This window comes from Paenibacillus sp. FSL P4-0127 (assembly GCF_038007325.1).
Lineage (GTDB): Bacteria > Bacillota > Bacilli > Paenibacillales > Paenibacillaceae > Fontibacillus > Fontibacillus macerans.
This window is the reverse complement of the sequence record NZ_JBBOWY010000001.1, coordinates 2,980,982-3,007,202: the sequence shown is the minus strand read 5'-3', so window position 1 is coordinate 3,007,202 and position 26,221 is coordinate 2,980,982. Positions and strand designations below refer to the sequence as shown.

At 56.3% G+C, this 26,221-nt stretch carries 25 protein-coding genes and 1 riboswitch; of the genes, 7 read left to right on the top strand and 18 right to left on the bottom strand.

All coding sequences use genetic code 11. From position 1 onward, the window contains the following. Positions 1-27: 27 nt before the first annotated feature. The 16 genes from NYE74_RS13440 to spoVAC form a co-directional block, all read right to left on the bottom strand. Positions 28-276: a hypothetical protein gene (locus NYE74_RS13440; RefSeq protein ID WP_316561736.1), complete on the bottom strand. Its 249-nt coding sequence runs from the start codon at positions 274-276 to the stop codon at positions 28-30. Positions 277-1,079: 803 nt separating this feature from the next. Further along, complete coding sequence (locus NYE74_RS13435; RefSeq protein WP_270619335.1) at positions 1,080-1,853, bottom strand: class I SAM-dependent DNA methyltransferase; 774 nt, start codon at positions 1,851-1,853, stop codon at positions 1,080-1,082. Between the two features lie 28 nt (positions 1,854-1,881). Next, on the bottom strand, positions 1,882-2,787 hold the full coding sequence (locus NYE74_RS13430; protein ID WP_341004856.1) for a CvfB family protein: 906 nt from the start codon (positions 2,785-2,787) through the stop codon (positions 1,882-1,884). Continuing rightward, entirely contained in the window at positions 2,784-3,131 is a 348-nt protein-coding gene (rsfS, locus tag NYE74_RS13425; RefSeq protein WP_036621073.1) for a ribosome silencing factor, read from the bottom strand. Before rsfS ends, NYE74_RS13430 begins: the two co-directional genes overlap by 4 nt. Next, positions 3,132-3,719, bottom strand: coding sequence for a bis(5'-nucleosyl)-tetraphosphatase (symmetrical) YqeK (gene yqeK, locus NYE74_RS13420; protein WP_340928472.1), 588 nt, complete (start codon positions 3,717-3,719; stop codon positions 3,132-3,134). Continuing rightward, positions 3,703-4,296, bottom strand: coding sequence for a nicotinate-nucleotide adenylyltransferase (locus NYE74_RS13415; protein WP_340928474.1), 594 nt, complete (start codon positions 4,294-4,296; stop codon positions 3,703-3,705). The genes yqeK and NYE74_RS13415 overlap by 17 nt, the downstream gene beginning before the upstream one ends. A gap of 22 nt (positions 4,297-4,318) precedes the next feature. Beyond that, on the bottom strand, positions 4,319-4,609 hold the full coding sequence (yhbY, locus tag NYE74_RS13410; RefSeq protein ID WP_278739633.1) for a ribosome assembly RNA-binding protein YhbY: 291 nt from the start codon (positions 4,607-4,609) through the stop codon (positions 4,319-4,321). Between the two features lie 7 nt (positions 4,610-4,616). Then, on the bottom strand, positions 4,617-5,507 hold the full coding sequence (aroE, locus tag NYE74_RS13405) for a shikimate dehydrogenase (protein WP_340928477.1): 891 nt from the start codon (positions 5,505-5,507) through the stop codon (positions 4,617-4,619). A gap of 25 nt (positions 5,508-5,532) precedes the next feature. After that, positions 5,533-6,660: a ribosome biogenesis GTPase YqeH gene (gene yqeH / locus NYE74_RS13400; RefSeq protein WP_340928478.1), complete on the bottom strand. Its 1,128-nt coding sequence runs from the start codon at positions 6,658-6,660 to the stop codon at positions 5,533-5,535. After that, on the bottom strand, positions 6,657-7,184 hold the full coding sequence (locus tag NYE74_RS13395; RefSeq protein ID WP_341004855.1) for a YqeG family HAD IIIA-type phosphatase: 528 nt from the start codon (positions 7,182-7,184) through the stop codon (positions 6,657-6,659). The genes yqeH and NYE74_RS13395 overlap by 4 nt, the downstream gene beginning before the upstream one ends. Before the next feature lie 152 nt (positions 7,185-7,336). Next, on the bottom strand, positions 7,337-9,586 hold the full coding sequence (locus NYE74_RS13390; protein WP_340928482.1) for a DUF4129 domain-containing transglutaminase family protein: 2,250 nt from the start codon (positions 9,584-9,586) through the stop codon (positions 7,337-7,339). Then, positions 9,583-10,851 (bottom strand): DUF58 domain-containing protein, encoded by a 1,269-nt coding sequence (locus NYE74_RS13385; protein WP_340928484.1) that lies wholly within the window; start codon positions 10,849-10,851, stop codon positions 9,583-9,585. Before NYE74_RS13385 ends, NYE74_RS13390 begins: the two co-directional genes overlap by 4 nt. A gap of 2 nt (positions 10,852-10,853) precedes the next feature. Then, the gene (locus tag NYE74_RS13380) at positions 10,854-11,810 is read right to left on the bottom strand and encodes an AAA family ATPase (protein ID WP_213511041.1); all 957 of its coding nucleotides are present in this window, start codon (positions 11,808-11,810) and stop codon (positions 10,854-10,856) included. Positions 11,811-11,918: 108 nt separating this feature from the next. Beyond that, positions 11,919-12,269, bottom strand: a complete 351-nt coding sequence (gene spoVAE, locus NYE74_RS13375) for a stage V sporulation protein AE (protein ID WP_036621060.1) — start codon at positions 12,267-12,269, stop codon at positions 11,919-11,921. Next, complete coding sequence (gene spoVAD, locus NYE74_RS13370) at positions 12,266-13,288, bottom strand: stage V sporulation protein AD (protein ID WP_341004854.1); 1,023 nt, start codon at positions 13,286-13,288, stop codon at positions 12,266-12,268. Before spoVAD ends, spoVAE begins: the two co-directional genes overlap by 4 nt. Then, the gene (gene spoVAC / locus NYE74_RS13365) at positions 13,288-13,788 is read right to left on the bottom strand and encodes a stage V sporulation protein AC (protein WP_411828901.1); all 501 of its coding nucleotides are present in this window, start codon (positions 13,786-13,788) and stop codon (positions 13,288-13,290) included. Before spoVAC ends, spoVAD begins: the two co-directional genes overlap by 1 nt. A gap of 479 nt (positions 13,789-14,267) precedes the next feature. Between spoVAC and NYE74_RS13360 the strand changes: the two genes are divergently transcribed. The 6 genes from NYE74_RS13360 to NYE74_RS13335 all read left to right on the top strand — a co-directional run bounded on the left by NYE74_RS13360 (position 14,268) and on the right by NYE74_RS13335 (position 21,031). Then, positions 14,268-15,341 (top strand): M42 family metallopeptidase, encoded by a 1,074-nt coding sequence (locus NYE74_RS13360; RefSeq protein WP_278739644.1) that lies wholly within the window; start codon positions 14,268-14,270, stop codon positions 15,339-15,341. A gap of 636 nt (positions 15,342-15,977) precedes the next feature. Further along, positions 15,978-16,067: riboswitch (cyclic di-GMP riboswitch) on the top strand. A gap of 208 nt (positions 16,068-16,275) precedes the next feature. Further along, positions 16,276-17,541 (top strand): methyl-accepting chemotaxis protein, encoded by a 1,266-nt coding sequence (locus tag NYE74_RS13355; protein ID WP_326047841.1) that lies wholly within the window; start codon positions 16,276-16,278, stop codon positions 17,539-17,541. An 18-nt stretch (positions 17,542-17,559) separates the two neighbouring features. Continuing rightward, positions 17,560-17,994 carry a GAF domain-containing protein gene (locus NYE74_RS13350; RefSeq protein WP_326047842.1) on the top strand — a complete coding sequence of 145 codons (435 nt, stop codon included), beginning with the start codon at positions 17,560-17,562 and terminating at the stop codon, positions 17,992-17,994. Between the two features lie 20 nt (positions 17,995-18,014). Continuing rightward, complete coding sequence (locus NYE74_RS13345) at positions 18,015-19,640, top strand: thiamine pyrophosphate-binding protein (RefSeq protein WP_326045672.1); 1,626 nt, start codon at positions 18,015-18,017, stop codon at positions 19,638-19,640. Positions 19,641-19,687: 47 nt separating this feature from the next. Then, positions 19,688-20,029 carry a hypothetical protein gene (locus tag NYE74_RS13340; protein ID WP_036621050.1) on the top strand — a complete coding sequence of 114 codons (342 nt, stop codon included), beginning with the start codon at positions 19,688-19,690 and terminating at the stop codon, positions 20,027-20,029. A 12-nt stretch (positions 20,030-20,041) separates the two neighbouring features. Further along, complete coding sequence (locus NYE74_RS13335) at positions 20,042-21,031, top strand: ketoacyl-ACP synthase III (protein ID WP_326045671.1); 990 nt, start codon at positions 20,042-20,044, stop codon at positions 21,029-21,031. A 649-nt stretch (positions 21,032-21,680) separates the two neighbouring features. On the opposite strand, the gene NYE74_RS13330 is transcribed toward NYE74_RS13335, so the two are convergent. Both NYE74_RS13330 and NYE74_RS13325 read right to left on the bottom strand, forming a co-directional pair. Continuing rightward, the gene (locus tag NYE74_RS13330; RefSeq protein WP_340928489.1) at positions 21,681-22,640 is read right to left on the bottom strand and encodes a phosphotransferase family protein; all 960 of its coding nucleotides are present in this window, start codon (positions 22,638-22,640) and stop codon (positions 21,681-21,683) included. 69 nt (positions 22,641-22,709) lie between these two features. Next, complete coding sequence (locus NYE74_RS13325) at positions 22,710-24,737, bottom strand: beta-galactosidase (protein ID WP_340928490.1); 2,028 nt, start codon at positions 24,735-24,737, stop codon at positions 22,710-22,712. A gap of 126 nt (positions 24,738-24,863) precedes the next feature. On the opposite strand from NYE74_RS13325, the gene NYE74_RS13320 reads away from it, so the two are divergent. Further along, a complete protein-coding gene (locus NYE74_RS13320; protein WP_270619342.1) occupies positions 24,864-25,697 on the top strand; it encodes an AraC family transcriptional regulator in 834 nt (277 codons plus the stop codon). Positions 25,698-26,221: the final 524 nt, after the last annotated feature.

The window sequence follows — 26,221 nt, the reverse complement described above, 5'->3', positions numbered from 1 at the left end:
ATAAATCTGATTATTTTTAACTTCATATTAAGCATAAGCTGTGACCGTAAGCAGCAGCAATGCCAGCCATACTCCGATTGCCGATGTTTCAAACATTCCGAGGGAGGGATTAAGTGCCAGTATCGTTTGTACTAGTGCCACAAGACCGCAATAAATCAAACAGTAATACCCGCAGCTCGGGGTGCGAACCCTATTCAAAAGCCATAAGCAACCAAGACAGGTTAAATTGAAGGGCACAAGCAAATAGAGCAGAATGATTCTGATATCCATCTTCATGTGGGTTTCCCCCTGCTGGATACGCCTAATCCGTTCACTCTCGTCCAACCTCGTCCCCCCTCTCCATCATGTATAACTGTTTTAGGTGAACAAAAAAATGAAATAGTATGTGTCTTTTTTGTGAAGTTTCAAACAGAAATTTCATATGAATTTGCCTGCCTATTACCCTGTTCGATTCTAACAAATATTAGAAGAGTAACTGTAAAATACGGCGGTCATCTGAAAAATGGAAGTCGGAAACCATCAATTTGATACTACCGTTAGCCTCCCTCTTCCGGATAGTAACCCACGCCCAAGTTTCAGTACACCGATAAAAGTTAAAAACTCGCTGAGGAGAGGCGAAAAATATCGGCAGATCAATATTCGCTGTCCGGACGCTTTGCACGATTATCCCGTTTGATCCGGCAGCAGAGAGGAAGATAAATTCAGGAGAGGAAAATAAGTTTGGGAGAAGCAGACATGTTCGAGATCGTTAGACAGATTTGTGAGAAGGAAGTTTAGGAGACGTGAAGCAGACCTGACGGGAGGAAGGAGGGGCAAGACACCGGGAAAAATGAAAGGGCCCTGATTAGCCCCCCTCTACCCCTGAACAAGAGGGATAATCGTGCAAAGAAGCATGAGGGATACCAGGACACGAACGCTATCATAATTTATTTTGTCAAGCACTGATCTCGGTTTTTAGCCAAAAATAGGCCGCCCAAAAGCGGCCTCCCCCGGCTTGCGGTTCGCCGTATGAAGTGAACCATATGTCGTTTTATACTGTTAGCCTTATCGCCGGCCCTTATTCTACCGTCGCAGCTGCCTTATTTCACGGCCACATAAAACAGCCGGGCGGCGTCATCCATCGCTTCAACCCACTCGAAGTCGGCGTAGCAGTTCACTTCGCGGAAGCCGCATTTCAGCAGCTCGCTTTTCATCCATGCTGGATCGTAGGCGCGCTGTGTATGCGTCTCTTCAAAACGGCGGTACAAGCCCGGCCCGTTTTCCTCTTCGCGGGCGAAAATCGTCAAATGATGTTCGATCTCATTCCGGAACGGGTCGCGCTCGCACGTCCAAATATACGCCACCCGCGATTCGTCCCAAATAAACGGCTGCTCCTCCTCATACCGGATCAAGGTATTCGGGTGATGCACGTCGAACAGGAATGTCCCGCCGGGTTTTAGCCCTTCATATGTACGGCGGAAGGTGCGGACGATATCGTCCTCTTCCAGCAAATAGTTCAGGCAGTCGCAAAAGGAAATCACCGAATCCACCGGTTCCGGCATGGCCCATTCCGTCATGTCCTGCTGCACCCAGCGCACACTGCCTTCCCGGAACAGGCGAACGCCCTGGGGCGTGCCTTCCATTTTGCGCCGGGCCACCGCCAGCATATCGACGGATAAATCGATGCCCGTCACCTCGAAGCCGGAATTCACGAGCGGAATCGTGATGCTGCCCGTGCCGCAGCCGAGATCGACGACCGACTTCGGCATTCCGTGCCGTTCCCAGGCGGTGCGGGCAAAGCGAATCCAGTCCGGATACGGCATATCCTCCATCAGTTCGTCATATACGTAGGCAAATTTTCGATACGAAGCCATTTCGTCACCGCGCTTTCTGTGATTTAGCCTATTCCCCGGCATTTCCTTCCCCGGCCTCGGGCTGCGTCAAATAGGTCCAGTTCTCCTTCTGCACGACCTTGCCCTCTTTCATCAGCTTGCCGAGCGCGCGCTTAAACGCCGCTTTGCTGATGCCGAAGCGCTGTTTGATTAAGTCCGGCGACGTCGCGTCCGAATACGGCATTCCCCCGCCTTGCCGGCTGCGCAAATACGCCAAGATGCGTTCGGCGTCCTCGCCCATGCCGACTTCCTTGCGCGGGGCCATCGACAGGTTGACGCGCCCGTCCTCGCGGACATGGGCGACCCGCACGCTGACGCTTTCGCCCAGCCGCAATAGGCGGCTTCGCTCTGTGGCGTGGATCATGCCGATCGCGCCGAAGCCGAGCACGCCGCCCTGCACGATCACGAACGTGCCCATTTGCAGCGGCTTGTATACAATCGCGTCCACCCAAGTGTTTTTCCACGACTGCGGGGCATGAAACGTATGCGGAGCCAACTCCTGCTCGCCGGCGAGCTTAGCCTTCAGCCGCCCCTGCTTGTCATGCTCCATGATCACGTAAACATGGTCGCCCACCTGCGGATGCAGTTCCTTTAGCTCCGGCAGCTCGCGGATCGGAAGCAGCAGCTGCCGCCCGAGTCCCATTTCCAGAAAGCAGCCCAGCCGGGGATGCACGTCCGCCACCTCCAGCAAAGCGAGCTCACCGAGCGTAAGCAGCGGTTTTTTCATCGTCGCCGCCAGCCGGTCCTCCGTATCGTAAAACAAAAACACGTCCACCGTTTCGCCCGGCTTCACCTGCCGGGTCAGCTCGGAATAATGCAGCAGAACGTCCTGCCCGCCCGCGCTGAGAAAATATCCGTAAGGCGAAACCTCCCGGTCGATCGGCAAAGAAACGATAGTGCCCGCGACGAGACTCATACCGTCTCCACAACTTTGGCGTCCGACCAAAGCCGTTCGATGTTGTAATATTCGCGCTCATCGCGATGGAACACGTGCACGACGACATCCCCCAGATCCATCAGCACCCAACGGGCGGAATCCATGCCTTCGATGCCGCGGATTTGCGCTCCGGCCTCCTGGGCCCGTTTGCGCACCTCGGTGGCGATTGCCTGTACCTGCGTATCCGAGTTGCCGTGGCAAATGACGAAATAATCGGCAATCAGGGAAATGCCTTTCAAATCGAGGGCCACGATGTTCATCGCTTTTTTATCGTCAGCGGCCTGAACCGCCAGGTTTAACAATTCATTTGATGTTACCGCCATTCATTCAGCCTCCTTGGTTTTTGCTCTTTGTTTGATCAAATCGTTGCGCGCCAGCAGCGTCAGCGGAAAAATCGGTTTACCCTTCTCCAGCAAAAAAGAAATGGTCGAATCGAAGCCCGCGATCAGCGCGTCTTCCAAATTCGTCTCGGCCAGATCGCGAATCTTCTCCACCCCGGGAAACTCCCGCCCCGGCTCCATGTAATCGGCCAGGCAGACGATTTTGTCCAGCAGGGTCATGCCGACCCGGCCGGAGGTGTGGTAGCGGATCGCGTCAAGCACCTCCCGGTCCTCCACGCCGTAATCCCTGCGGGCGATAAACGCGCCGACCTCGGCGTGCAGCAATTGCTTGTCATGTTCCAGCAGCTCGGCGTTCAGGGCGTTCTCGCGGATGATCGCTTCCTGCCGGTCGATCGGCCAAAACTTGGCCAAATCATGCAGCAAGGCCGCCAGATCCGCTTTGACCGGGTCGGCCCCGTAACGCCCCGCGAGGATGACGGCGGTTTCCATCACGCCCTCGACATGCTTCCAGCGTTTCGCCGGCATCCCCGACGAAACCGCCGCAATCAGCTCATCACGACTGTATCCCATACAATCCGCTCCTTGTCATATAATCATGCACGGAATCCGGCACCATATACCTGACCGAACGCCCCTGCGCCAAACGGCTGCGGATCAGGCTGGAAGAGATGTCGATCAGCGGCATTTCCGCCAGCCGCACCGCCTCCTGAATAAACGGAGGCAGCGCATCCAGTTCCAGAAAACTGCCCGGCCGCTGCAGCCCAATGAACGTAAGCATTCCGGCCAAATCCTCGATCCCTTCCCATTTGGGCAGGTAATTCACCATATCCGCGCCGATAATAAAATACAAGTCCAGATCGGGATGTTGTCCCCGGATTTCCCGGATCGTATCCACCGTATAGGAGACGCCGCCCCGCTTCAGCTCAATGTCGAGCGGCTTAAAGGCGGGATGGCCCTGAATGGCCGCCTCGACCATTTCCAGCCGCTGCTTGCCGCTGACTCCGGCCCGGTGTTTATGGGGCGGAATATGCGAAGGCATAAACCAAACCTCTTCAAGATGATGCTGTTCTCTGGCGGATTCCGCCGCAAGCAAATGGCCGAGGTGGATCGGATCGAACGCCCCGCCCATAATCCCGACTTTTTTCATGTTGGTTTCCCCCCGGGCCGTCCTAAGGAAGCTCGATTTGTTTGTATTCGCGCGATTCCTTGTACAGGACGATCGTGCGGCCGATAAGCTGCACCAGCTCTGCGCCGGCCCCTTCCGCCAAGGTTTCGGCAATCTCCCGCGGATCGTCCAAATTGTTGTTCAGCACGGAGATTTTGATCAGCTCGCGACGCTCCAGCGCTTCCGCGATCTGGCGGATCATATGCTCGTTCGTCCCGCCTTTGCCTACTTGAAAAATCGGCTGCAGCCCATGCGCCAGACTGCGCAAATAACGTTTTTGTTTTCCTGTTAGCATTGTATATTCAAGACCCCTTAACATTCAAATGTGCGATGCCCATACTGGCCATAACCGCCGCGCGCATCGCTTCGATCGGAGCGGGCAGGCCGGTCCAATGTTCAAACGCGTACGCGCCCTGGTAAATAAACATTCCGAATCCGCTGTGGATCGTGCAGCCTTTCATCTCGGCTCTTTGCAGCAGCTCCGTTTTCAGCGGATTGTAAATCAGATCGCTGACGACAATTCCCCCCGGAAGGAGATCGGGATCGATCGGGGTTTCCTGCACATGCGGGTACATCCCTGCCGATGTCGTATTGATCACAATATCCGCCGCTTGCAGATATTCCGTCGCTTCCTCCAAGCCGCAGCCGCTTATGCGGCCGAGATGGGCCCATTCCGCAGCCAGTTCGCTTGCTTTGTCCGCCGTCCGGTTGGCCACTATGACGTGGGCGGGACGTTCCAGGAGCAGCGCGTAAATGATGCCGCGCGCCGCGCCGCCCGCGCCCAGTACGACTGCGGTTTTGCCCGTCAGATCAGGCACCGCCTCTTCTTTCAGAGAACGGATGTAGCCGATGCCGTCGGTATTGTACCCCGTCAGCGTGCCGCCATCGTTGACCACCGTGTTGACGGCGCCGATATAACGCGCCCCTTCATCGATCCGGTCCAAATATTTCATTACATCCAATTTATGCGGGACGGTGACATTGATGCCGCGAAAGCCAAGCGCCGCGACCCCTTGCACGGCCTCCTTCAACCGCTCGCCCTTCACGTGAAAAGGCAAGTAGGCCCCGGCGAGGCCGCAAGCCTTCAGCGCCGCTTCGTGCATGGCCGGCGATTTCGAATGCCCGATCGGATCGCCGATCACGCCAAGCAGCAGCGGCAGCTTGTTCTTCTCCATTTGTTCCTGACCGTTCATAACTTCCCCCTCGGCCCCCTCAAGATCAAATTAAGGAGCGGCGCACCAGCACCTTGATTCCTTTCGGAACTTGGGCGGCCACGACGGCCCCGGCGTCGCTGTTGATTTTAATCCAGCCCAGGCCGGAAATGAACAGATCGCTTCTGCTTCCCTTGTTGATCCGGAACTCGTGCCGCGTCCATTCCGGAAGCTTGTCTATGTTTTCCCGGCTTGGCGGCGCCAGTATCTCGCCCGCATGGTCCGCGAACAGCTCGTCGGCCCGCGCCAGCTTCGTCCGGTGAATCGGCACGCGCCCGCTGACAAAACAGGTGAACGATTGCCGACCCCCTTGTACGAAATCAAAACGCCCGAAGCCGCCGAAAAATAACGTCTGCCCTTCATTCAACTGATAAACCGCCGGCTTCAGCGGCTTCTCCGGCAAAATGACGCCCAGATCGCCGGGGGCCACCATCTCGCTGTACCGCGAAGGATACACGATGCCCGGCGTATCGATGATCTCGCGCCCGTCATCGAGCGGAATATGGACCATATCGAGCGTCGTGCCCGGATAACGCGAAACGGTGAGCTCCTGCTCCAAATCGCTGTAATCGCGGATCAGCCGGTTGATGAGCGACGATTTGCCGACATTGGTCGCCCCGACCACGTATACGTCGAGATCGCCGCGGTGGGCCGCCACCGCCTCCAGCAGGCGGTCAAAGCCGCTGCTTTGTTTGGCGCTGCACAGCACGACGTCCTCCACCTTCAGCCCCATATCCTTTGCTTCCTTTTGCACCCAGTTCCGCACCTTGTTCCAGTTCGTCACCTTCGGCAGCAGGTCGATCTTGTTCACGGCGAGCAGCACCGGGTTGTTGCCGATAAACCGCTGCAGCCCGGAGATGACGCTGCCCTGGAAGTCAAACAGGTCGACGATATGGATGACAAGCGCCTTTTTGCCGCCGATTTGCGCCAGCAGCCGCAGGAATTCATCCTGCTCCACCGTCACCGAAGACGATTCGTTGTAATTTTTAATGCGAAAACAGCGCTGGCAGATCACCGGCTCTTTGGCGAGCGCCCCGCTCGGGACATATCCCGGCTTATCCTGCGCCTCGCTTTGCAGCGCGATGCCGCACCCGCTGCAGCGAAGTCCGCCTGCTGTTCCCCGTACCTCCGTCATCGCTTTTTTTCCTCCTCCAGCCATAATCCAACTTTGCCCAGCCGCCGTTTGACGATGCGCTCCAGCAGCCGGTTGATGCGCGTTCCCAGCCCTTCATCCTGAACGGAAATCGGCAGAACCAGGATCGTGTACAAATCCAGGCGGTTGCCGCCGAACACGTCGGTCATCAACTGGTCGCCGACCACCACCGTTTCCCGCGGAGCCAGTCCCATCATCTCCATCGCCCGGCGGAACGCCGCGGCGGACGGTTTTTTGGCCGCATGCACAAACTCGATATTTAAAGGGTTGGCAAACGCCGACACTCTGTCCCAATTATTGTTCGACACAATGACCAGTTTAAATCCGCATTGCTTCACTTTCCCGAACCATTCGATCAGTTCGGGCGTAGCGAGCGGCGCCTTGGCCCCGACCAGGGTGTTGTCCAAATCGGTGATAATGCCCCGGTAGCCGCCCGCGTACAGCTCCTCCAGTTCGATTTCGAACACGGTGTCGACACGTTTTTTCGGAATAAATATCTCAAACAATGATGTTCACCTCAGTTTCCATACGACAAACTATACCATAATCTGCCGCCAACTGCCTATATTTTAAGGGATTGTAACTCGTAATTTAAAAAGAAAACGCCCCTCGCGCGCGGGGCGCGGGGGAACGCAAATTCAAATGCCGTTTCGCCGACTTAAGGCTGCATGGGCAGTCCGCGGCCGCGGCGACCGCTCGTACGCTTGAGCAGATCGCGGGCAAGACGACGGGCCGCTTGCCATTCTTCCTCCGAGACGGAGGCGGAGCTGTAATTCGCTTTTTCGAAGCTGGCCAGCAGCGGGTCGAGCGCGCCGGACAAATGCGGCTTCTCCCGCTTCCAGCGGGCGAACGTTTCCCGCAGCGTTTCCTGGTCGCCGCGCGTAAGCCCTCTGAGCCGCAGCCTTTTGACCACCCGCAGCGTCTCGAACACCGTCTTCTCGCCGGGCGTTAAAGGCCGGCCCAACCGCAGCCGCAGCCAAGTGAAGTAAAGCTCGTTCCGAACCTGATACAGTCCCCAAGCCAGCAGCACGGCCAGCGCGATTAGGGATACGCGGCGAAGTACGGCAGGATCGATCTTATCCAGGAAACTTTCTTCTATGGCTGCGGTCTCCGTCTCTTGAGCCGGCTCCGGCGCCAGCGTCTCCACGCTGTCCTCCTCGGCGAGCAAAATCGGCGCGTCAAAGCCTGGTGTCGCCTCGAACGGAATCCAGCCGTAATCGCCAAAATACAGCTCCGCCCAAGAGTGGGCGTCGGCGTTGCTTACCGTGTAATTCCCGCTGATCCCCGGACTCCGCATCATCATTTCCTCGCTCGGCTGGGTTCCCGGCGCGTAGCCCTTCACCCACCTGGCCGGAACCCCCAGCGACCGGGCCATGATCACCATCGCCGTCGAATAATAATCGCAGTAGCCCTGCTTGATTTCGAACAGAAAGCTGTCCACGAAGTCGCCGCTTTCCCGCCGGGACAAGTCCGGCTTGTTCGTATATTCGAAGTTTTGCCGCAAATAAGCCTGCAGCAGCTCCATTTTCTCATACGGCGTGGACCCTTCCGCCGTGATCTCCCGCGCCAGATCCTTCACCCGCTGCGGAAGGCTGTCCGGAAGCTGCAAGTACTCCCCGTCCGGGGGCTCCGGATACAGCTCGTCATAGTCAGCCTGCTTCAGCTCCCGCAACGGGATGAGCGGAACATTTGCCACAACCTTGTATTTGCGCGGATAATCCGGGAGGTCGCCGGGATCGCGGTACCCGTGCCAAAACAGTTCGCCTTCCCGCCGGGCCCAACGCATATCGGCAGACTGCTGCCGGTCGTCCAGCAGCTCGACGCTCTCCATTGCGTAGCCCCCGAACAGCACCGGATATTCCTGGTCGGTATTCATCGTAATGATTTGCTCGACCTGTCTTGTCTCGACTTTCCCGGGACGATCCGCGGCGAGCGGCCCGTCGGACGGGGCGCCCCGATACCGCTCGGTTTGCCGCGGCTCATCCTCCAGATCGGCCCAGCCCTTGCCCGAGTAGATCCGGCGGGTTTCCCCGCGCCAGTATGACCTGACGGGCGTGGATACGGACATGACCGGCGTGTAACTGAATTCGAAGCCGTCGCCCAGGTCCTTGTCGTCGCGGCTGTATCCGGACATAATTTGCTCCTGGGATAGGGCCGTTCCCGTAGTTTCTACAGCGCTCGCAAGCGTTGTTCCCGCGTCTCCCCCCGCTCCGCCGCTGCGCTTGATCCAGGCCGTGTAGGGATCGGTCAGCGTCGGCGAAACCGCCGGCATGCTGATGCCGATCAGCAGGACGCAGGCAAACACCAGGGCGATGTTTATAGCGACTTTGATCGGCTGCCGCCGCAGCCGCTGCCACCCTTGCGGATATTTCAGCCTGTATTCGTAAAAATGCCAGCTGGCCAGCCATCCCAGCGCGGCAAAAACAAGCCAGGCGACATTGGACCATAGATAATAGGAAGTAAAGGAGTCCAAAATCGTGAACACCAGCAGATGAACCGCCAGAAACAACAGGATGCGTTTGCGGCCGACGACCAGCCGAACCGCCAGTTCCAAGAGCGCCCAGGCCGCCAGCGAAAACCAGATATACGGAACAAAGGACAGCGCCATGCCGCGGATCTGGTCGGGAAACAGCGGTCCGTAAGGGACGTAAACACCGCAGCCGGTCAAGACGATCCTCCATCCGGCAAGAACAAGCGCGATTTTGACCGTCCATCTCCAAGCGGCCTTGATCGGCAGCAGCACTTCGATAAGCGCTATGGTAATGACGGTGGCCGTGACCAGCGTGGTCGTTGCCGAAAACCAGATCGGCTCGGTAAAATCGATCCACTGCATGGCGATGACCGTAAGCCAGAGCATCACGAGCAGCCGGTACGAAAACCATTTCCAGTGCGGCGCCGTGGTCATCATAGCTTCGCACCTCCCATGGCTGCCGGCAGCTCGCCGAGGGCAGCGATTTGGACGCCCCCCAGCCCCTGCTCGCGAAGCGTCCGCTGCCAGGCGGAAGGCTGGCTTCGATTGGCCCGCGGCTGGGCTCCCGCCGGGTTCCCCCGGCCGATTTGGATATGATACGGCACCATTTGCCGCGTTTTAGCCCAACGCAACATGCCCAGCGCCTTCTCATCGGCCAGCGGGCTGATGAGAATAAAAAACGCCCCCGGCGGAAACCATTCTTTATGCGATTCCAGCTTGTCGAGAGGGTTGCCGTAACCGTCCGCGTCGATGTCCACGAGATGATGGATCATCTGCTCGCGTTCCAGAGAAGCTTCGGCGGGCGCAAAGAGGCGAAACGTTTTGCCCATCGTGCCCATGCCCATGCTGATCCGCGCCCTAGCTCCATACTCCAGCAAAGAGGCGGCCGCCGACACGGCCAGCTCAAACTGGGCTGCGCCCGCATAACTGGACGTATGAGCGTCGAGCAGCAAAATCGTCTTCGGCAGCGACTCATGCTCGAACTCCTTGGACTTCCACGAACCGGTTTTGGCCGTCGCGTTCCAATGAATCCGGGAAATCCGGTCGCCGTAGACGTAGTCGCGAACCCCGTTAATCTGGGTCGTTTCCCGCCGCGAAAGAGAGATGGCCGTCTCCGGCCCGGCCAGACGCGAATTGCGGCTGTACAGCTCCCAGTGCGGGATGAACACGGTGCGCGGCAAGATGCGGAACTCCCCACCGGACTGCACCGTGCCCGTATGCTCCATCAAACCGAAAATATCCTCGGCGCTGCAGGTCGTGCCGGCAAATACGTATTTCCCCCGCTCAAGCGGGGGCGTCTTGTACACCAGTTCCGCGCGTCCGCGAAAGTACGGGACCACGCTGTCTTCAAACGCCCAGGTGTCGCCGTTGTGGCGCTTTAGCGTCTCGCGGATGACGAGGTAAGGCAGCGGCATAAACGCCGGGAGCTGCAGCCTAAGCCTGACGAGCACCTGCTGGCCCGCTTGCAGCACTCCGCCGCGTTCTTCGAGCGATAAATTCCGCGTGCCACGGATCCGCTTCACGCCGCCAAGCCCGCCGATCGCCCAATAAGCGGCCAGCACCGATACCATCATCAACAACATAAACGAAGTCTTGCCGCCCTGAAACAAAACGTACAGGAGACAGATCAGCCATACGGCGGCCACTCTCCAAAATTTCCGGCTGGCAAGGCCCGCTTTAACTCCTTCGAGAAACTCCCGCATAGTTACCGCCCTACGGATAGCGGCACCTGGACCTGCCGCATGATTTGCTCCAGAACCTGGGCGGCATGGACTTGCCCTAGCCGAGATTCCGGACGGAGCAAAATCCGGTGGCCAAGTACGTACGGCGCGAGCGTCTTGATGTCATCCGGCAGTACATAATCCCGCTCCTGCAAAAAAGCGTACGCTTTGGCGGCCGCCACGAAAGCCAGCGAAGCGCGCGGCGAAGCTCCGAGCAACACGTCTTGATGCTCGCGCGTACGGCGGACGATGTCCAGCAGGTAATCGGCCAGCGCTTCACTGATATACACATCGCGGATTTCTTGCTGAATGGCCGCGATTTCTTCCATCGTCGTCACCGGCTGCAGCTGATCGGCCGGCTGCCCCTGGCTGTGGGAACGGAGCAGCGATTTTTCGGTGGCCGCATCGGGGTAACCGAGCCCGATCTTCAGCATAAACCGGTCCAATTGAGCCTCCGGAAGCATGTATGTTCCTTCAAAATCGATCGGATTCTGGGTCGCGCACAGCATAAAAGGCCGCGGCAGCTCATAAGTGATGCCGTCGGCGGTCACGCTCCGCTCCTCCATCACTTCCAGCAGCGCGGACTGCGTTTTCGTGGTCGCCCGGTTGATTTCGTCGGCCAGCAAAATATTGGTCATCACCGGCCCGGGCCGGAACACGAACCGTTCCTCATGGGGATGAAACACCGATACGCCCGTAATGTCGCTGGGCAAAATGTCGGGATTGCATTGAATCCGCCGGTAATCGCCGCGCATGGACTTGGCCAGGGCTTTGATCAGCTGCGTTTTCCCCGTACCCGGGACATCCTCGATTAATACATGTCCGCCGGCAAGCAGCGCGGAGAGCAGGAGATGGATTTCAAAAGATTTTCCTAAAATGCACGATTCCAAATTGTTTTTTACGGCGGTTAAAGTTCGAATCGATTGCTGTTGTACGGGCACGTATTTTTCCCTCCCAAATAGAACCCTGTATATATCTACCTATTTTACATGAAGATAGATTGGGAGTACACTCGCCGGCCCGCAAAAAGCCTGATTGTTATTTATTTCCTAGCCTTTGGGCCGGACGACCAAGGCCGCCAGGAAGGAGAAGATGATCGCTGAAGAAATCCCCGCGCTGGTGACTTCGAAAATACCGGTAATGACCCCGATCCAGCCCTGTTGCTGAAGTTCGGTCAGCGCCCCGTGAACAAGCGAGTTCCCGAAGCTGGTGATCGGCACGGAAGCCCCCGCTCCGGCGAATTTGACAAGCGGATCGTACCAGCCCAAACCGTCCATGATCGCCCCCACAACGACCAGCGTGCTCATCGTGTGCGCCGGCGTCAATTTAAGCACGTCGAACATCAACTGCCCGACAACGCAAATCAACCCGCCGATTACAAACGCCCAAACATAAATCATGATTCGCTTTCCTCCTTTTCCAGAGCAACCGCATGGGCGATGCAGGGAATGCTTTCCCCCTGCTGATAGGACAGCGGGGACAAAAGCGCTCCGGTGGCAACGACCAGCACGCGGCCGAGCTCTTTGTTTTTTAATTTTTGCAAAATCGAACCGTAAGCGACCACGGCTGAACAGCCGCAGCCGCTGCCTCCGGCCATAACGAAGGGCTGTTTGCCGCGGTCGTAGATCATCAGCCCGCAATCGTTAAATTCCGTCTTATCCATCGGTACGCCGTCTTTGGCCAAAATATCTTTGACGATGGCATGTCCGACCGAGGCGAGGTCCCCCGTGACGATTAAATCGTAATCTTCCGGCCCCCGCCCGGTGTCGCGGAAATGGGAGACCAGCGTATCCGCGGCCGCGGGCGCCATCGCCGCCCCCATGTTGAACGGGTCCTTCACGCCGAGGTCCTGGATTCGCCCGATCGTGGCATGTGTGATCCGCGGCCCCCGGCCTTGCGAAGACACGACGGCGCATCCTGACCCGGTTATCGTATATTGAGCCGTCCCCGGTTTCTGCGAGCCGTATTCCGTCGGATAACGGAACTGCTTCTCCGCCGTGCAGTTATGGCTTGCCGTGCCGGCCATCACGAACCGTCCGGCTCCGCTATCCGCAATCAGCGCGGCCAGCGCCAGGCCCTCCATGGAAGTGGAGCAGGCCCCAAAGACACCGAGGTACGGAGCGGCGATGGTCCTGGCCGCGAACGTGGCGGAGATGATCTGATTCATTAAATCGCCGCCGACAAAGCAGGACAACTCCTCCCGGGCGATCCCCGCGTTGACCAGGGCGAGGGCGGAGGCATGCTCGAGCAGCTTGCGCTCGGCCTTTTCCCACGTCTTTTCGTCGATTTCCAGATTGTCGTACACGAAATCAAAAGTCCCGCCGAGCGGTCCGCCCCCTTCCTCGGGACCGACGACCGTGGCCGCCCCGACGATCGCCGGTCTGGACCGGAACTCCCAAGTTTGTGCGCCAATAAGCATCAGTGGCCCCCCTCCAAACCGAAAATCGCATAAATCATCCCTACGATAAAAGCGGCCACCACGCCAAACACGACCACCGATCCCGCCAGCCTGAACATGTTGGCCCCAACGCCAAGCACCAGCCCTTCCGCCCGGGATTCGAGCGCGGAGGAGCACATCGAGTTGGCGAAGCCCGTGACGGGCACGGCGGTGCCCGCTCCGGCCCATTGCGCGATTTTATCGTATACCCCAAGCGAGGTGAGAATGACGGAAATCAAAATCAGCATGGCGACGGTCGGGCTGCTCGCCTCCCTTGACGTCATCCCGGCAAACGTCATGAACAACTGCTGGATACCTTGTCCGATCAGACAAATGAAACCGCCGACCAGAAAAGCTTTGAGGCAATTGGCAAAGATGCTTGTCTTCGGCTTGTGCTGGTCGGCAACCTGCTTGTATTCCTCTTCCGTCAGCAGCAGATGGTTCAGCTTCACCCGGGCGCCCGGTTTACTTTTTGTTGGCAACGGTATCCCTCCTTTTTCTGCTCATGCCTTATAAGCACGGTATATTCATTATTTGTCAGCGACTGGCTTGTTATGTTTGGTAAATCATCCATAGCGGCAAGCAGCGAACAAAACAAAACCCGCCAAGATCGCTCTGGCGGGTTCGGGACACCGGGTTTTGGGTAAAACAATTAGCGTCAAACAACGGAACTGGCGTCCAAGGCGTCCTATTTGTTTTTAAAGGTATAGAAGAATAATGACCAGCAGAATAAAGAGAAGACAGATCAACAGCCAATCCGTGGAGCGGAGTTCCATTTTTTTGCCTCCCTTATTTGGCCCCTTGCTTGTTAAAGTATATGCGCCGCCGCGAATTTGGTGCTTGGCCCGGCGGCAAAAGAACAGGACTTTTCAGGCGCATGGACAATCGGAACAAGGTGGTTCATACTAATGTAAAGAGCGTATGGCCTTGCCATTTGCAGGAAAAAAAGGAGAGAAACAAGATGAATGAAAAAACGCAGCAGCTGTTTAAACAGCTGACCGAATTTCCGGCGGCCCCCGGGTTTGAGCGGGAGCTGCGCGCCTTGGTTAAGGAGAAAATGTCCGCTTTTACGCAGGAGTTCGTTCAAGACCGGCTCGGCAGTTTGTTTGGGGTACTGCGCGGCGATGAGCAGGGACCGCGGGTCATGGTCGCCGGGCATTTTGACGAGGTAGGCTTCATCACGACCGGCATTAGCGATAACGGTATGGTGTCTTTTCAGCCGCTCGGGGGCTGGTGGAGCCAGGCGGTATTGGCGCAGCGCCTGCAGATCGTTACACCGAAAGGGAAAATCGTCGGCGTGGTCGGATCGACGCCTCCCCATCTGCTGGATGAAGCGCAGCGCGGCAAACCGGTCGACCTGAAAGCGATGTACCTGGATATCGGCGCCGACAGCCGCGAGGAAGCGGAAGCGGCCGGCGTGCAGATCGGGCAGCAGATTTTGCCGATCTGTGAATTTACTCCGCTCGTCAACCCGAAAAAAATCATGGCCAAAGCCTGGGACAACCGGTACGGCGTCGGTTTGGCGATCGAGCTGCTGGAAGCTTTGCATGGGGAAAAACTGCCCAACGTGTTGTACTGCGGAGCCAATGTGCAGGAGGAACTGGGTACGCGGGGAGCGCGCACGGCGGCCAATTTGATCCAGCCGGACATCTTCTTTGCGCTGGACGCCAGCGCGGCAAACGATATGACCGGCGACAAACGGGCCTTCGGCAAGCTGGGCGAAGGCGCTTTGCTGCGGGTGTACGACCCGACGATGCTGACGCATCGGGGGCTGGTCGAGTATATCCGGGACACGGCCGATACGCACCGCATCAAATACCAATATTTTGTATCCACAGGCGGAACCGACGCCGGTCCGGTTCATTTGAGCGGCATCGGCGTGCCTTCGGGCGTGATCGGCATCTGCTCGCGTTATATCCACACCTCGTCGTCCATCATCCATACCGACGACTACGCGGCCGCCAAGGAGCTGCTGATCCGGCTCGTCAAAGGACTCGACCGCACAACGCTGGCTACCATTCTGGAGCGGAGCTGACCAAACGGCGGGTGCGCTGCTTAATTAACGCCTGGATGGCAAGCTAACTCCTTGTTTAGCTTGACCGTCCGGCGGTTTTATTTTCGCTTAAGCAAGCCCGGTGAGCTCTCACGCTGGCCACAACTAATCTAACGGTTGCCACAACCGCTATTCGCTTAAAAAACGTTGATTTCAAATTGTAACGGTTGCCATAGCGCTTATTTCACTGAAATCCGGCTCATTTTGCTTAGTTTCAGGCAAATAACGCTTCTCACAACCGTTAAAATTTTGAACAGGGCTTTTTTCGTCAAATAGCCGCTATTACAACCGTTAGATTTTCTGCGAACCCAATTTTGCTTCGAACACCTAAGCCTTTCCAGGAAAACTGAACCCAGCCGTATGCGATAGGTCAGCCATCAATACCTTGAATCTAAAATGGGATATATAGTACATCCTTCCTATTCGACCTATATTTTCCCTTCTTTTTCTAGAACCAAAGTCATCCTCTTATAGTCCCCTATTATTGAAAATTTTTTGAATTTGCCGAAAATTTTATGAAATATCAGGACCCGCCTTCCGATATAAGTAGTATATTCCTAATCTGTGGGAGCGCCGCGACTTCACTCTCCCATCATTCACAACCAAATACAAGGAATAGGATGTAAATCGCAAACCTGGCCGAAAGGCAGGGACGCAAAGCCACGGATCTAAAATTCTTAACGGAATCATGACCGCCGGGATGCCAACCTTATGCCGAATCATGGCTTGTTGGCCGCCGGACTTTCTTCGCGAAAGTCTTTTTTTGGTTTCAATTAGGGCTTGGGGCCAGGTTAAAACGTCGCGGCGAAGCTTCGGACAAGGAAGGAGGGGACCTGCTTCTAAAAAGTTAAAACGGCGAAAAACGGAAAACGGCAGCTGCTAAGGGTATTAGAGTGACAGCAAAGGAGTAAGTAACTTGAAATTATCACATTTCGGTAAAGGCTTAGCCCGCAAGTTGTTGTTGCTGGTTGCCGGACCGCTTGCGGTGCTGGCGATCGTGCTCGTTCTGATCTTCTATCTGCTTGGACTGATGAACGGCTGGGCCGCCGCGCTGATGATCGTCCTGTTTGCCTTGATCGGCGCGGGGGAGGCCGTGCTGATTGCCGGGCTGCTCGACAAATCGTTCCAAAAAATGGCCGAGCGGACCAAAGCCATGACGGAAGGCGATTTAGCCTTCGACGGCGACGTCCAGGTGATGGACGAATTCAGCGAACTGGCCGGCCACCTGAAGCTGATCGGCGCCCAATTAAGGGAAGCGGCCGGGCATATGCAGGACATGTCGGCCAAGGTAGCCGATACGTCGCGGGACTTGACGGGCAATATGGAGTTTTGCAACGACCTCGTTGTAGGGGTCACGGAATCGATCAAAATGATTTCCGAAGGTAGTGAGCAGCTCGTCGAAAGTGCACGGAACAACCATTTGATGCTTGAAGAAGTCGGAAAAGGCATGGAGCACATCGCCCTGTCAGCGCAAGGTGTGGCGGAGGAAGCGACCGAGGCCGCGGCTCAGGCGAATGCGGGCAACGAAGGCATCGACCGCCTGGTTGACCAAATGAGCAAAATTTACGAAACCACGGTCGCTTCGTCGCAAACCGTAAACCAACTCGGCGAGCGGACGGAAGAAATCGACAAGGTCACTCTGCTGATCTCGGAAATTTCCAGTCAAATCAATTTGCTGGCATTAAACGCGGCTATCGAGGCCGCAAGAGCGGGCGAATACGGCAAAGGGTTCGCAGTGGTCGCGGGCGAAATCCGCAAGCTTGCCGAGCAATCGGCGGCATCGGCCAAGGATATCGCCGAGATGGCCGGCCATATCCGCACAGGCTCCGATCAATCGATCGAAGCGATGAAACGGGTCATGACCGAGGTCGAGACCGGAAGCGTCCTCGTTACCTCCGCCGGCGATTCGTTCCAGCAAATCGTGCATTTGGCCGAGCAGGTGTCCACCCGGGTTCAGGAAGTTTCCGCGGTGACGCAGCAGATCAGCGCAAGCACGGAACAAATCATGGACTCCGTAAGACAGACGCTCGAGATTACCGAGGTCAATCTGGCCGGGACCAAGGAGATCATGGCTTGCTCGGAAGAACAGTTGACCGCCATGGAAGAAACGCTCGAATCTTCCAAGCAGCTTGAGACGGAAGCCGAAAAACTGAAGTCCCTATTAAACAGATACTCAATCTAGCAAGCGAGGAGGATGGACATGGAACGATTAGCTTTGCTGTTTGAAGCGCTGGAACGCCTGACCGGCGTGGCCGATATCGCCTATCACGAAATCAGGGAAGGCCGCTTGAACCCGGTGTTGAAAACGAAAACGGATCACCTTGGCGTGGAGCGGTGGAAAAGCGTACATGCGCAAAATCCGGTCTATATCGAACATGACCGCCTGCTTCGCGAACTGATGGCCCATCCCCAAACGGCGGCAGTGGTTCAGGACGTCAAAAACGATCCCAGATCGGCCGATGAGTTTTTTCTGTTCGGGATCGACAGCATCATGGTTATTCCCGTCATGCACGACGGCGCGGTTCAGGGTATTGTCGTTGTCGCCTCGATAGGCAAGCTGCATTTTTTCTCCGCCGAGGAGATCGAACGTGCGGAAGCACTGGTGAACGAATACAGAGATGCGTTTCAACACTAGGATAAGGAGATATCCGGAATATGAACATAGCCGAAGCCATACTCAAGTATTTGAAGGAAACCGGAGTGGATTGTATTTTTGGGATTCCGGCAGGAATCATCGGTCCGATTTACGATGCGTTGATCGATGTCGATATGAAGCCGATCATTACGAAAAATGAAGCTGGAGCGGCTTATATGGCGGCGAGATATGCCAGCACCTCCGGGAAGCTGGCCGTTTGCGCCGGCGCCGGGGCGGTAGGCGTAGCGAACATGATGAACGGGATCGCCGACGCCATGCGGGCCAAAGCTCCGCTGCTCGTGATTACCGGCTACGTAAACCGATGGCAGATCGGCAAAGGTGCCATCCAGGAGATGGACGCCCAGCATATCGTCAGACCGATCACCAAATACAGCAACACGGTCATGAACGAAGCGGAAGTCATGGCCGAGCTGGACAAGGCGGTAAGGATCGCCCTTACACCTCCTTTCGGGCCAGTACATATTTCCGTGCCGATCGATGTGCAGCGGATGGAAGCGCCCCCCAGCCTTCCCGCCGCCCCGGATCCCGCGCTGCTTCAGCGGATTCCGTTCGATCCGGCGGAGTTGGACCGGGCGGCCGCCCTGCTGAACGAAGCAGAGCATGGTCTCATCATGGTCGGACGCGGCGGGCGGGCCGCAGCCGAAGAGATTATGCGCCTTAGCGAGCGGCTGCAGTGGCCCATCATTACGACGCCGTCGGCAAAAGGAATCATCCCCGCCGACTTCCCCCTTAACCTGGGGAATTACGGGTTTTCCAGCACCGACGCGGCGTTTGAATACGTCAACGCTTCCCCGGCTTCGTGCCTGCTCATCTTGGGAACAAGCCTTGGGGAAGCCTCTACCTGCAATTTCAACGAAGCGCTTGTGGCCGGACGCAAAGTGATCCATATCGACCGCGACGGCAAAGAGCCGGGGAAGGTCTTCAAAACGGACGCGGCGGTGGTCGCCGATCTCCAGGACGCGGTCCCCTATCTTCTCCGGCAGGCTCAGCCTGCGCCAGGAGCTTTCAAAAAGCCGCTGCCGCTTAACGAACCTTATGAACTCAATCATACCGGCTTGTCGCTGCGGCTGTTTTTGGAGAAGCTGTCCAAGGTCATGCCGCGGGATACGCGTTATGTGTGCGATATCGGGGAATTCACCAACTTCGTGCTGAAGTATCTGGAAGTCCCCGCGGGCGGAGACTTTGAAATCAATCTAAACTACGGAGCGATGGGCTCGGCGATGGCCGGCGGACCGGGACTCTATCTGGCCGATTCAAGCCGTCCGGTCGCGGTGATCGCCGGCGACGGTTCGTTTTTCATGAACGGTTCCGAAGTGCTTACGGCCAAGGAGTACAAGCTGCCTATCACCTATATCATCATCAATAACGCTATGCTTTCCTATGTCGAACGCGGGCAAAAATTTCTGTACAACCGCACGATGCCGGACTATAAGCAGGAGCGGATATCCATCGCCGACATGATGCGGACGGCCGGAATCCGGACGATGTCCGTGGACCGGCTGGAGGATATGGACGAAATCCCGGGATTCGTCCGGGAAATGGCAGGCCCTTGCCTGATCGAGGTGAATACCGATGGCAGCGAGCCGGCGCCGATTCTCGATCGTCTGAAGGCGCTGAAAAAGTAATTTTTTTAATTTTTAACTATCAACGATTACAGGAGGAACCACATCCAATGGGAAGCTTTAATATTAAAATCGATCAATCCGCCAAAGTATTTCACGCCGATGTAGAAGGAACCTTTTCGCCCGAAGACGGACAAGCGTCCATCGAGGCTTATAGCAAAGCGATTTCAACCATTTCCGTACCGGAGTATGAAATCGACATCGACTGCACCAAACTGAACGTCTCCGCGCCGGATTCACTGCCGCTTCTGGAAGGATGCTTTGCCCTCTACAAAAAAGACGGCTTCAAAAAAGTGACGCTGCGCATTGTCAAAAACCCGATTCTGAAAATGCAGCTTTCGCGCGTGGCCCGAACCGTTAAGCTGGACAGCTACGAAATCATCGAAGTGTAAGGAGAGATGGCTATGAGAGGCGTGCAAATTCGCGAGATTGCCATGTACCATCCGGCAAATGAAGTGGATAACGAATACTACATCAACTATTTTGCGGAAAAAGGGACGGATGTGACCGGTCTCGTAACCGCGCTCGGGCGTAACAAGCGTTTTATCATCGACAACCCGGAAGAAAATACGCTGACGATGGCGGCGGAAGCCTCAAAGCTGGTGCTGAAGAAAAGCGGTCTTGAGGCCAAGGATGTAGACCTGATTATTTTTACATCGCAAACACCGGAGTATCTGCTCCCCAGCAATGCGCTGAAGCTGCACCATGCACTGGGCGGCGACCTCTCTACAGCCTGTTTTGATATCAACGCCAACTGCGCGGGCATGCTCGTGGCGATCGAGCAAGCCTGCCGGTATATGACGGCCAACCCGCGGGTAGAGCGGGCGCTTGTCGTCGGGGCGGATTATTTGTCGATTCACAGTCCGGAGCAGCCCGTCTATTACTCCAACTTTGCCGAGTCGGCGGTTGCCGTCATTTTGGAGCAGGCGGAAGGAACCCGCGGGCTGATCGACTCCGTTTATCAAACCGATACGTCCGTGATCGACAACTCCCTGTTCCCGGCCCACGGTTTGTCCAATTTGTACCGCGAGGAGTTTACGGCCAAAGACGCGCAGGTGCAGTTTACGCCGTTTGACGATTCGGTTTGCGCGGAATCCGCGGTGAACTCCATCCGCATTTTGCTCGAACGCAACAATCTGAACAAGGAGCAAATCGGCGGCTTCCTGTTCTCCCAGTTTACCATCGGCAATATTAAACGGGTTACCGAAGGCCTGGGGATCGATCAAGACAAAGTCGTCTACATCGGCGACCGATTCGGATACACCGCTTCGACCAGCCCGCTGCTCGCCCTTCACGAGGCCGTGCAAGCCGGTAAAGTACAGCGCGGCGATTACCTCGTCTTCTGGACGGTTGGCGCCGGTTGGCAAAATGTCAGTCTGCTGATGCAATATTAAGAAGAGGTGACATTGCGGGTTGTTGCATTCTATGTTATGCATATTCTATATGGTGCACATCTCTATGGTGCACATCTCTATGGTTTACATCTCTATGGTGCATATTCCGTAGATGCAGCATTGCGCGGGTTTACCGGTTCCTCGACGAGGAATTATGCGAAATGCAAAAGTGCAGGCGGTTTTTGTCGAGATTCCTCGAAACTCTTGGTTCAAATGCAAAAGTGCAGTTCATTTGTGGCCAATAGCCACTTTTTGCCGAAATAGGCACAAAACAACTGCACTTTTGCATCTCACTTGCCTCGAATAGGGGAAGTACGGAAAATCAAATGCACTTTTTGCAGTTGGTTATGCCAACGCTGAAACTTACATCTTATTCCTAAAAAAACGCGGGTTGCCGAGGAGAATCTCCCTGCAGCCCGCGCTTTTGTTGCTCCCACCGTTACAGCATGGAGCGGCCCCCCCGTTGTTATACAACGATCATGCATATTGCTCGTGCGTCATCTCGTGCGTCATCTCGTGCGTATCTCGTGAGTCATACTTATGCCTATACGAGCCATTCTCGTGCGTCATTCATGCCATCGGCCCTGCGCTTCCCTCTTCTCGCTAAAATATACTTCATTCAGGTAGTCGGCCAGAATGCGTGCCAACATTAAACATCCCTATTTAAGCCACTCCAAGTACGGGCTAAATGCTCCTCCGCCCAGCGGATATGATTCGCGTCGATGTACTGGCGGAACCTGCATTCAATGTGAAGAATCAACGCGATGTACAGGTCGTACAAGGCCATCCGCTCGCATTCCGCCACCGTAAAATCCTGCTTGCCGTAGCCGTCCAGGAACGCCCCGTTTTCCACAAACGAGCGGAAGTAGTATTCCATCAGCGGATCGCCCCAGAGCGCCCTTTCGCAGTCGATGATGGCGATAAGACGCCGGTCTTTGACGAATACGTTCCCATCCCACAAGTCCCAATGGACCAGCCGCGGAACCGTGACCTCCCCCAAGCTGGCCTGCCGCTCACGAAGCAGGCCGAATACCTCCTCCGCATCCATCGGGAGGGCAACGGCTTGATCCGCGGCATCGGCCAAAACGCCGCCGATCATGTCCGTAAATACGGCCGGCCAGCTATCCCCTTGACTGTCTTCCCGTACGTAATACCCGAATCTTTTTCCTTGAATTTCGTTAATCCGCCGGTTCACCCGTCCAAGTTCAACTTCAATGTCCCGCCGTTCCTCCGGCCCCATCTGCTCCTTCACCTTGTTGTAAGGATCGCCCGGAACGAACTCCATCAGGAACCACTCGCTCCCCTCTACGCCTCGCTCCTCGTACAGAATCCCGGGCACCGGGATGCCGTCCGCCGCGGCGAGCAGACGAAGCACCTTCACTTCCGCGGTCATCACATTCCGCTCATACCGCAGCATCCCTTCCTCCGAACCGGGAGCAAGCTTCAGCACCGTCTTCATGCCGTTATCCAGGGTCAAGGCGTACGCGGAGTTGAACCAGCCGTCCTTTAATTCCTCATAACCGTCCAATCGTCTCTGACCTTGAAATGCCCGCTCCACTAAGGCCGTGAGTTCCTCGCCGGACAACCGCCGCTTGATTGCGCTTTCCATACTGTTGCCTCCTTATGTAAAAGCACCCTGCACACAAAACCGCTTGCAGGGTGCTTGATGAACGTAATTCTATTTATCTTCCAAGATGAGCACGCCGCGGCCGGACACGGTTACGGTTCCAGCTAGTGTCTCCCCGCTAAGCAGTTCCTTTTTGGTATTGGCGCCGATATCCACTTGGGTGTCTTCCGCGTTGTGGTTAAGCAGGAACAGATAAGCTTTGCCGTCTTTCACCCGGCGCGCCGTCTCAACGCCTGCGGGAGCTTCGAGCAGAGGCTTGATTCCTTTTTCCTCGCACAGATTTTTGAGGAACCCTTGCAGGAATGAAGCCTCCGGACTGCTGGCGACATAATACGCCCGGCCGTTTCCGAAGCGGTTTACCGTCAGCACCGGCATGCCTTTATAGAAATCCGCGTCGTATTCCGCCAGCACTTCGGCGCCTTCCGCATGAATGAGGTCGCAGAGCAAGCCGCATTCGTAAGGTCCTGTAAGTTCACCCCACGGCTGCTTCATGACGATTTGGTTTTTCTGGTCCGGGAACAACGCGTCGATCTCTTCCGCCCAAATGCCCAGCACCGGACGCAATTCCCCCGGGTACCCGCCCGTCGTAACCAGATCGTTCTCGTTGACGATCCCGCTGAAGAACGTCGTAACGAACGTCCCGCCGTTTTGGGTAAATTCCTCCACCTTTTTCGCAAAACCCGGCTTCACCATATACATGACCGGCGCGATCACGATCTCGTATTTGCCGAAGTCCTCTTCCACCGACACCATATCGCATTCCACATGCATCCGGAAGAGCGCATCATAATATTTGTGAACCTCATTAACGTAATTCAGCGCGACGGTCGGTCCGCTGGAGAGCTCCGTCGCCCACCGGTTTTCCCAATCATAAACTATCGCCACCTTGGCTTCCGTGCGGGCATCGAGCAGCGTGCCGCCCAGTTGCTGGAGCTCCCGGCCGAGTTCGGCAACTTCGCGGAACACCCGGGTATGCTCGTGGCCGACGTGCTCGATCACGGCGCCGTGGTATTTCTCACACGCTCCGATGGACCGGCGCAGCTGGAAGAACAGCACCGTGTCGGCCCCATGGGCGACCGCCTGGTAGCTCCACAGCCGCATCACGCCCGGCCGTTTGAGCGAGTTGTACGGCTGCCAGTTTTGCTGGCTTGGCGTCTGCTCCATCAGCATAAACGGCGCTCCGCTTTTCAGCCCGCGCATCAGGTCGTGCGTCATCGCCGTATGGCTGACCGGCGTATCGAGGGAAGGATAGTTGTCCCAGGACACGATATCCATGTATTTGGCCCACTCGAAGTAATCAAGCTCCGGATAGAAACCCATCAGGTTCGTCGTTACCGGTATGTCCGGCGTATACTTTTTGATGGCCTCATATTCCAGCTTATAGCAGTCGAGCAGCGACTGGGACTGAAAGCGGCGATAGTCCAGGGAAATCCCTTGGAAATTGGTGCGGTTTCCATTCCATTCTTCACTCAGTTCGTTCGGAACGACGATATCTTCCCAATCGTAAAACGTATGCCCCCAGAAGCGGGTATTCCAGGCGCGGTTTACTTCATCCAACGTGCCGTAACGCTCCTTGAGCCAGGTGCGGAACGCCGCGGCGCAGTTGTCGCAGTAGCAATATCCGCCGTATTCGTTGGATACATGCCAAATCAGAAGGCCCGGGTGATCCTTGTACCGCTCGGCCAAGAGCCCGGCGAGCTTTTCCGAATACTTCCGGTAAGCCGGCGAGTTCGGGCACGAATTGTGACGGCCGCCGAACCGGCGTTTCCGCCCTTGCACGTCGACGCGCAGCACGTCCGGATATTTCCGGGCCATCCAGGCGGGATGAGCGCCAGTGCTGGTCGCCAGGCACACGTGCACGCCGCTTTTATATAAACGGTCGATCGTTGCGTCGAGGAAACTGAAATCGTAAGTATCCTCGTCCTGCTGCAGCATCGCCCAGGAGAACACGTTTACGGTTGCCACGTCGATGCCCGCCAGTTTGAACATCCGTTCATCCTCTTGCCAAGTTTCAGGTCCCCACTGCTCCGGATTATAGTCACCGCCGTACCATATTTTCGGCAGTTTTTCGTTGATCACTGCACACACATCCTTTTGAGAATAATATAATTATATCTCCATTGTAGGAAGTTTCTTATCCGCTTTATATATAATATTATTGTTTTGATATATAATAATGTGGAACTCATCCCAGGAGGGAAAAATATGAGCGCGCGCGCGTTTACCCGTTTTGTTTTTTCTCCCGCCGCCAATCCCGATCTTCCGCTTCTCGTGGAGAGCATCGGCTACAACCCGAACCAGGAAAAAATCACCCGCCCGAACGGATATCCTTATTATCATTGGCTACAAACCGAGGAAGGCCAAGGCCTGCTTACCTACGGCAGCGAAAGTGTCGTGTTGTCGTCCGGCTGCGGCGTATTGCTGCCTCCCGGGATGCCCCACGCCTATGAGGCGAAGCGGGGCGCTGGCTGGGCAACGTATTACCTAACCTTCGGCGGCGTGGCTGCCGCGGCGATTCTGTCGGCTTTCGGGATCCGCGACTCCGCCTTGTTCCGCTGGGACCCGGAGGCCCCTCTGGCCCCGATGCTCGGCGAAATGCTGAACAAGGTCGGCAGCGGCACCGACCTGTTCGGCCTGGAGACGTCAGCCGGCACTTACCGTTTTTTGGGCATGCTCAGCAAATTCGGGCAAGCCAGCAACATGTCCGTCTCCCGCAATATGGAGAAGCTGGCGCCGCTGCTGCATTGGATGGAGCAGGAGTACGGCAACCCCGACATTGGCCTGGATAAGCTTGCCCAAGAGATCGGCATGTCCGGCCGCCATTTAAGCAAGCTGTTCCAGCAGACGCTCGGCGTATCTCCCTACGCTTATCTCACCCAAATGCGCATCCATAAAGCCAAGGAGCATCTGGCCGGCGAACCAGGAGTTACCGTAGCCGCCATCGCCGGCAAAACCGGGTTCCGCGATGCCAGCCATTTTGTCGCCACCTTTCGCAAGCATACCGGCATGACACCGCAGCAGTTCCGCCGGCTGCATTAGATGCGGCCCCGGTGGTTGCATTGGTTGTTGCCGGTGGCTGTATTAGATGCGGCCGGTGGTTGCACTGGTTGTGGCCGGCGGTTGCACTAGTTTGTGGCCGTGGTTGCACTAGTTTGTGGCCGTGGTTGCACTGGTTGTGGCCGGCGGTTGCACTAGTTTGTGGCCGTGGTCGCACTGGTTGTGGCCGGCGGTTGCATAAAGCGCTGACTGGCCGCAAACGGACCAAGTTTGGCTGCTTGCCGTATAGCCCGGCCCGGCGTAAACGTCTCAAGTAACGCTGTTTGCAATACAGCTTGACCGTGCGTACGGGACACCTAGCTCCGCCGACCGCCATTTCGGCCCGGCACGATGCCCAAGCAGTGCAAGCAATTCCGGCGGCCAGTGATGTTGCGACAGATCATTTCTGACCCCAAAACAAACTCTAACGGTTGCCACAGCCGCTAATTGATCCCAAAACGCCGATTTCAAATTCTAGCTATGATGAACGTAAACAAAAGACAGCCCTCCATATTGCTACATCTCGT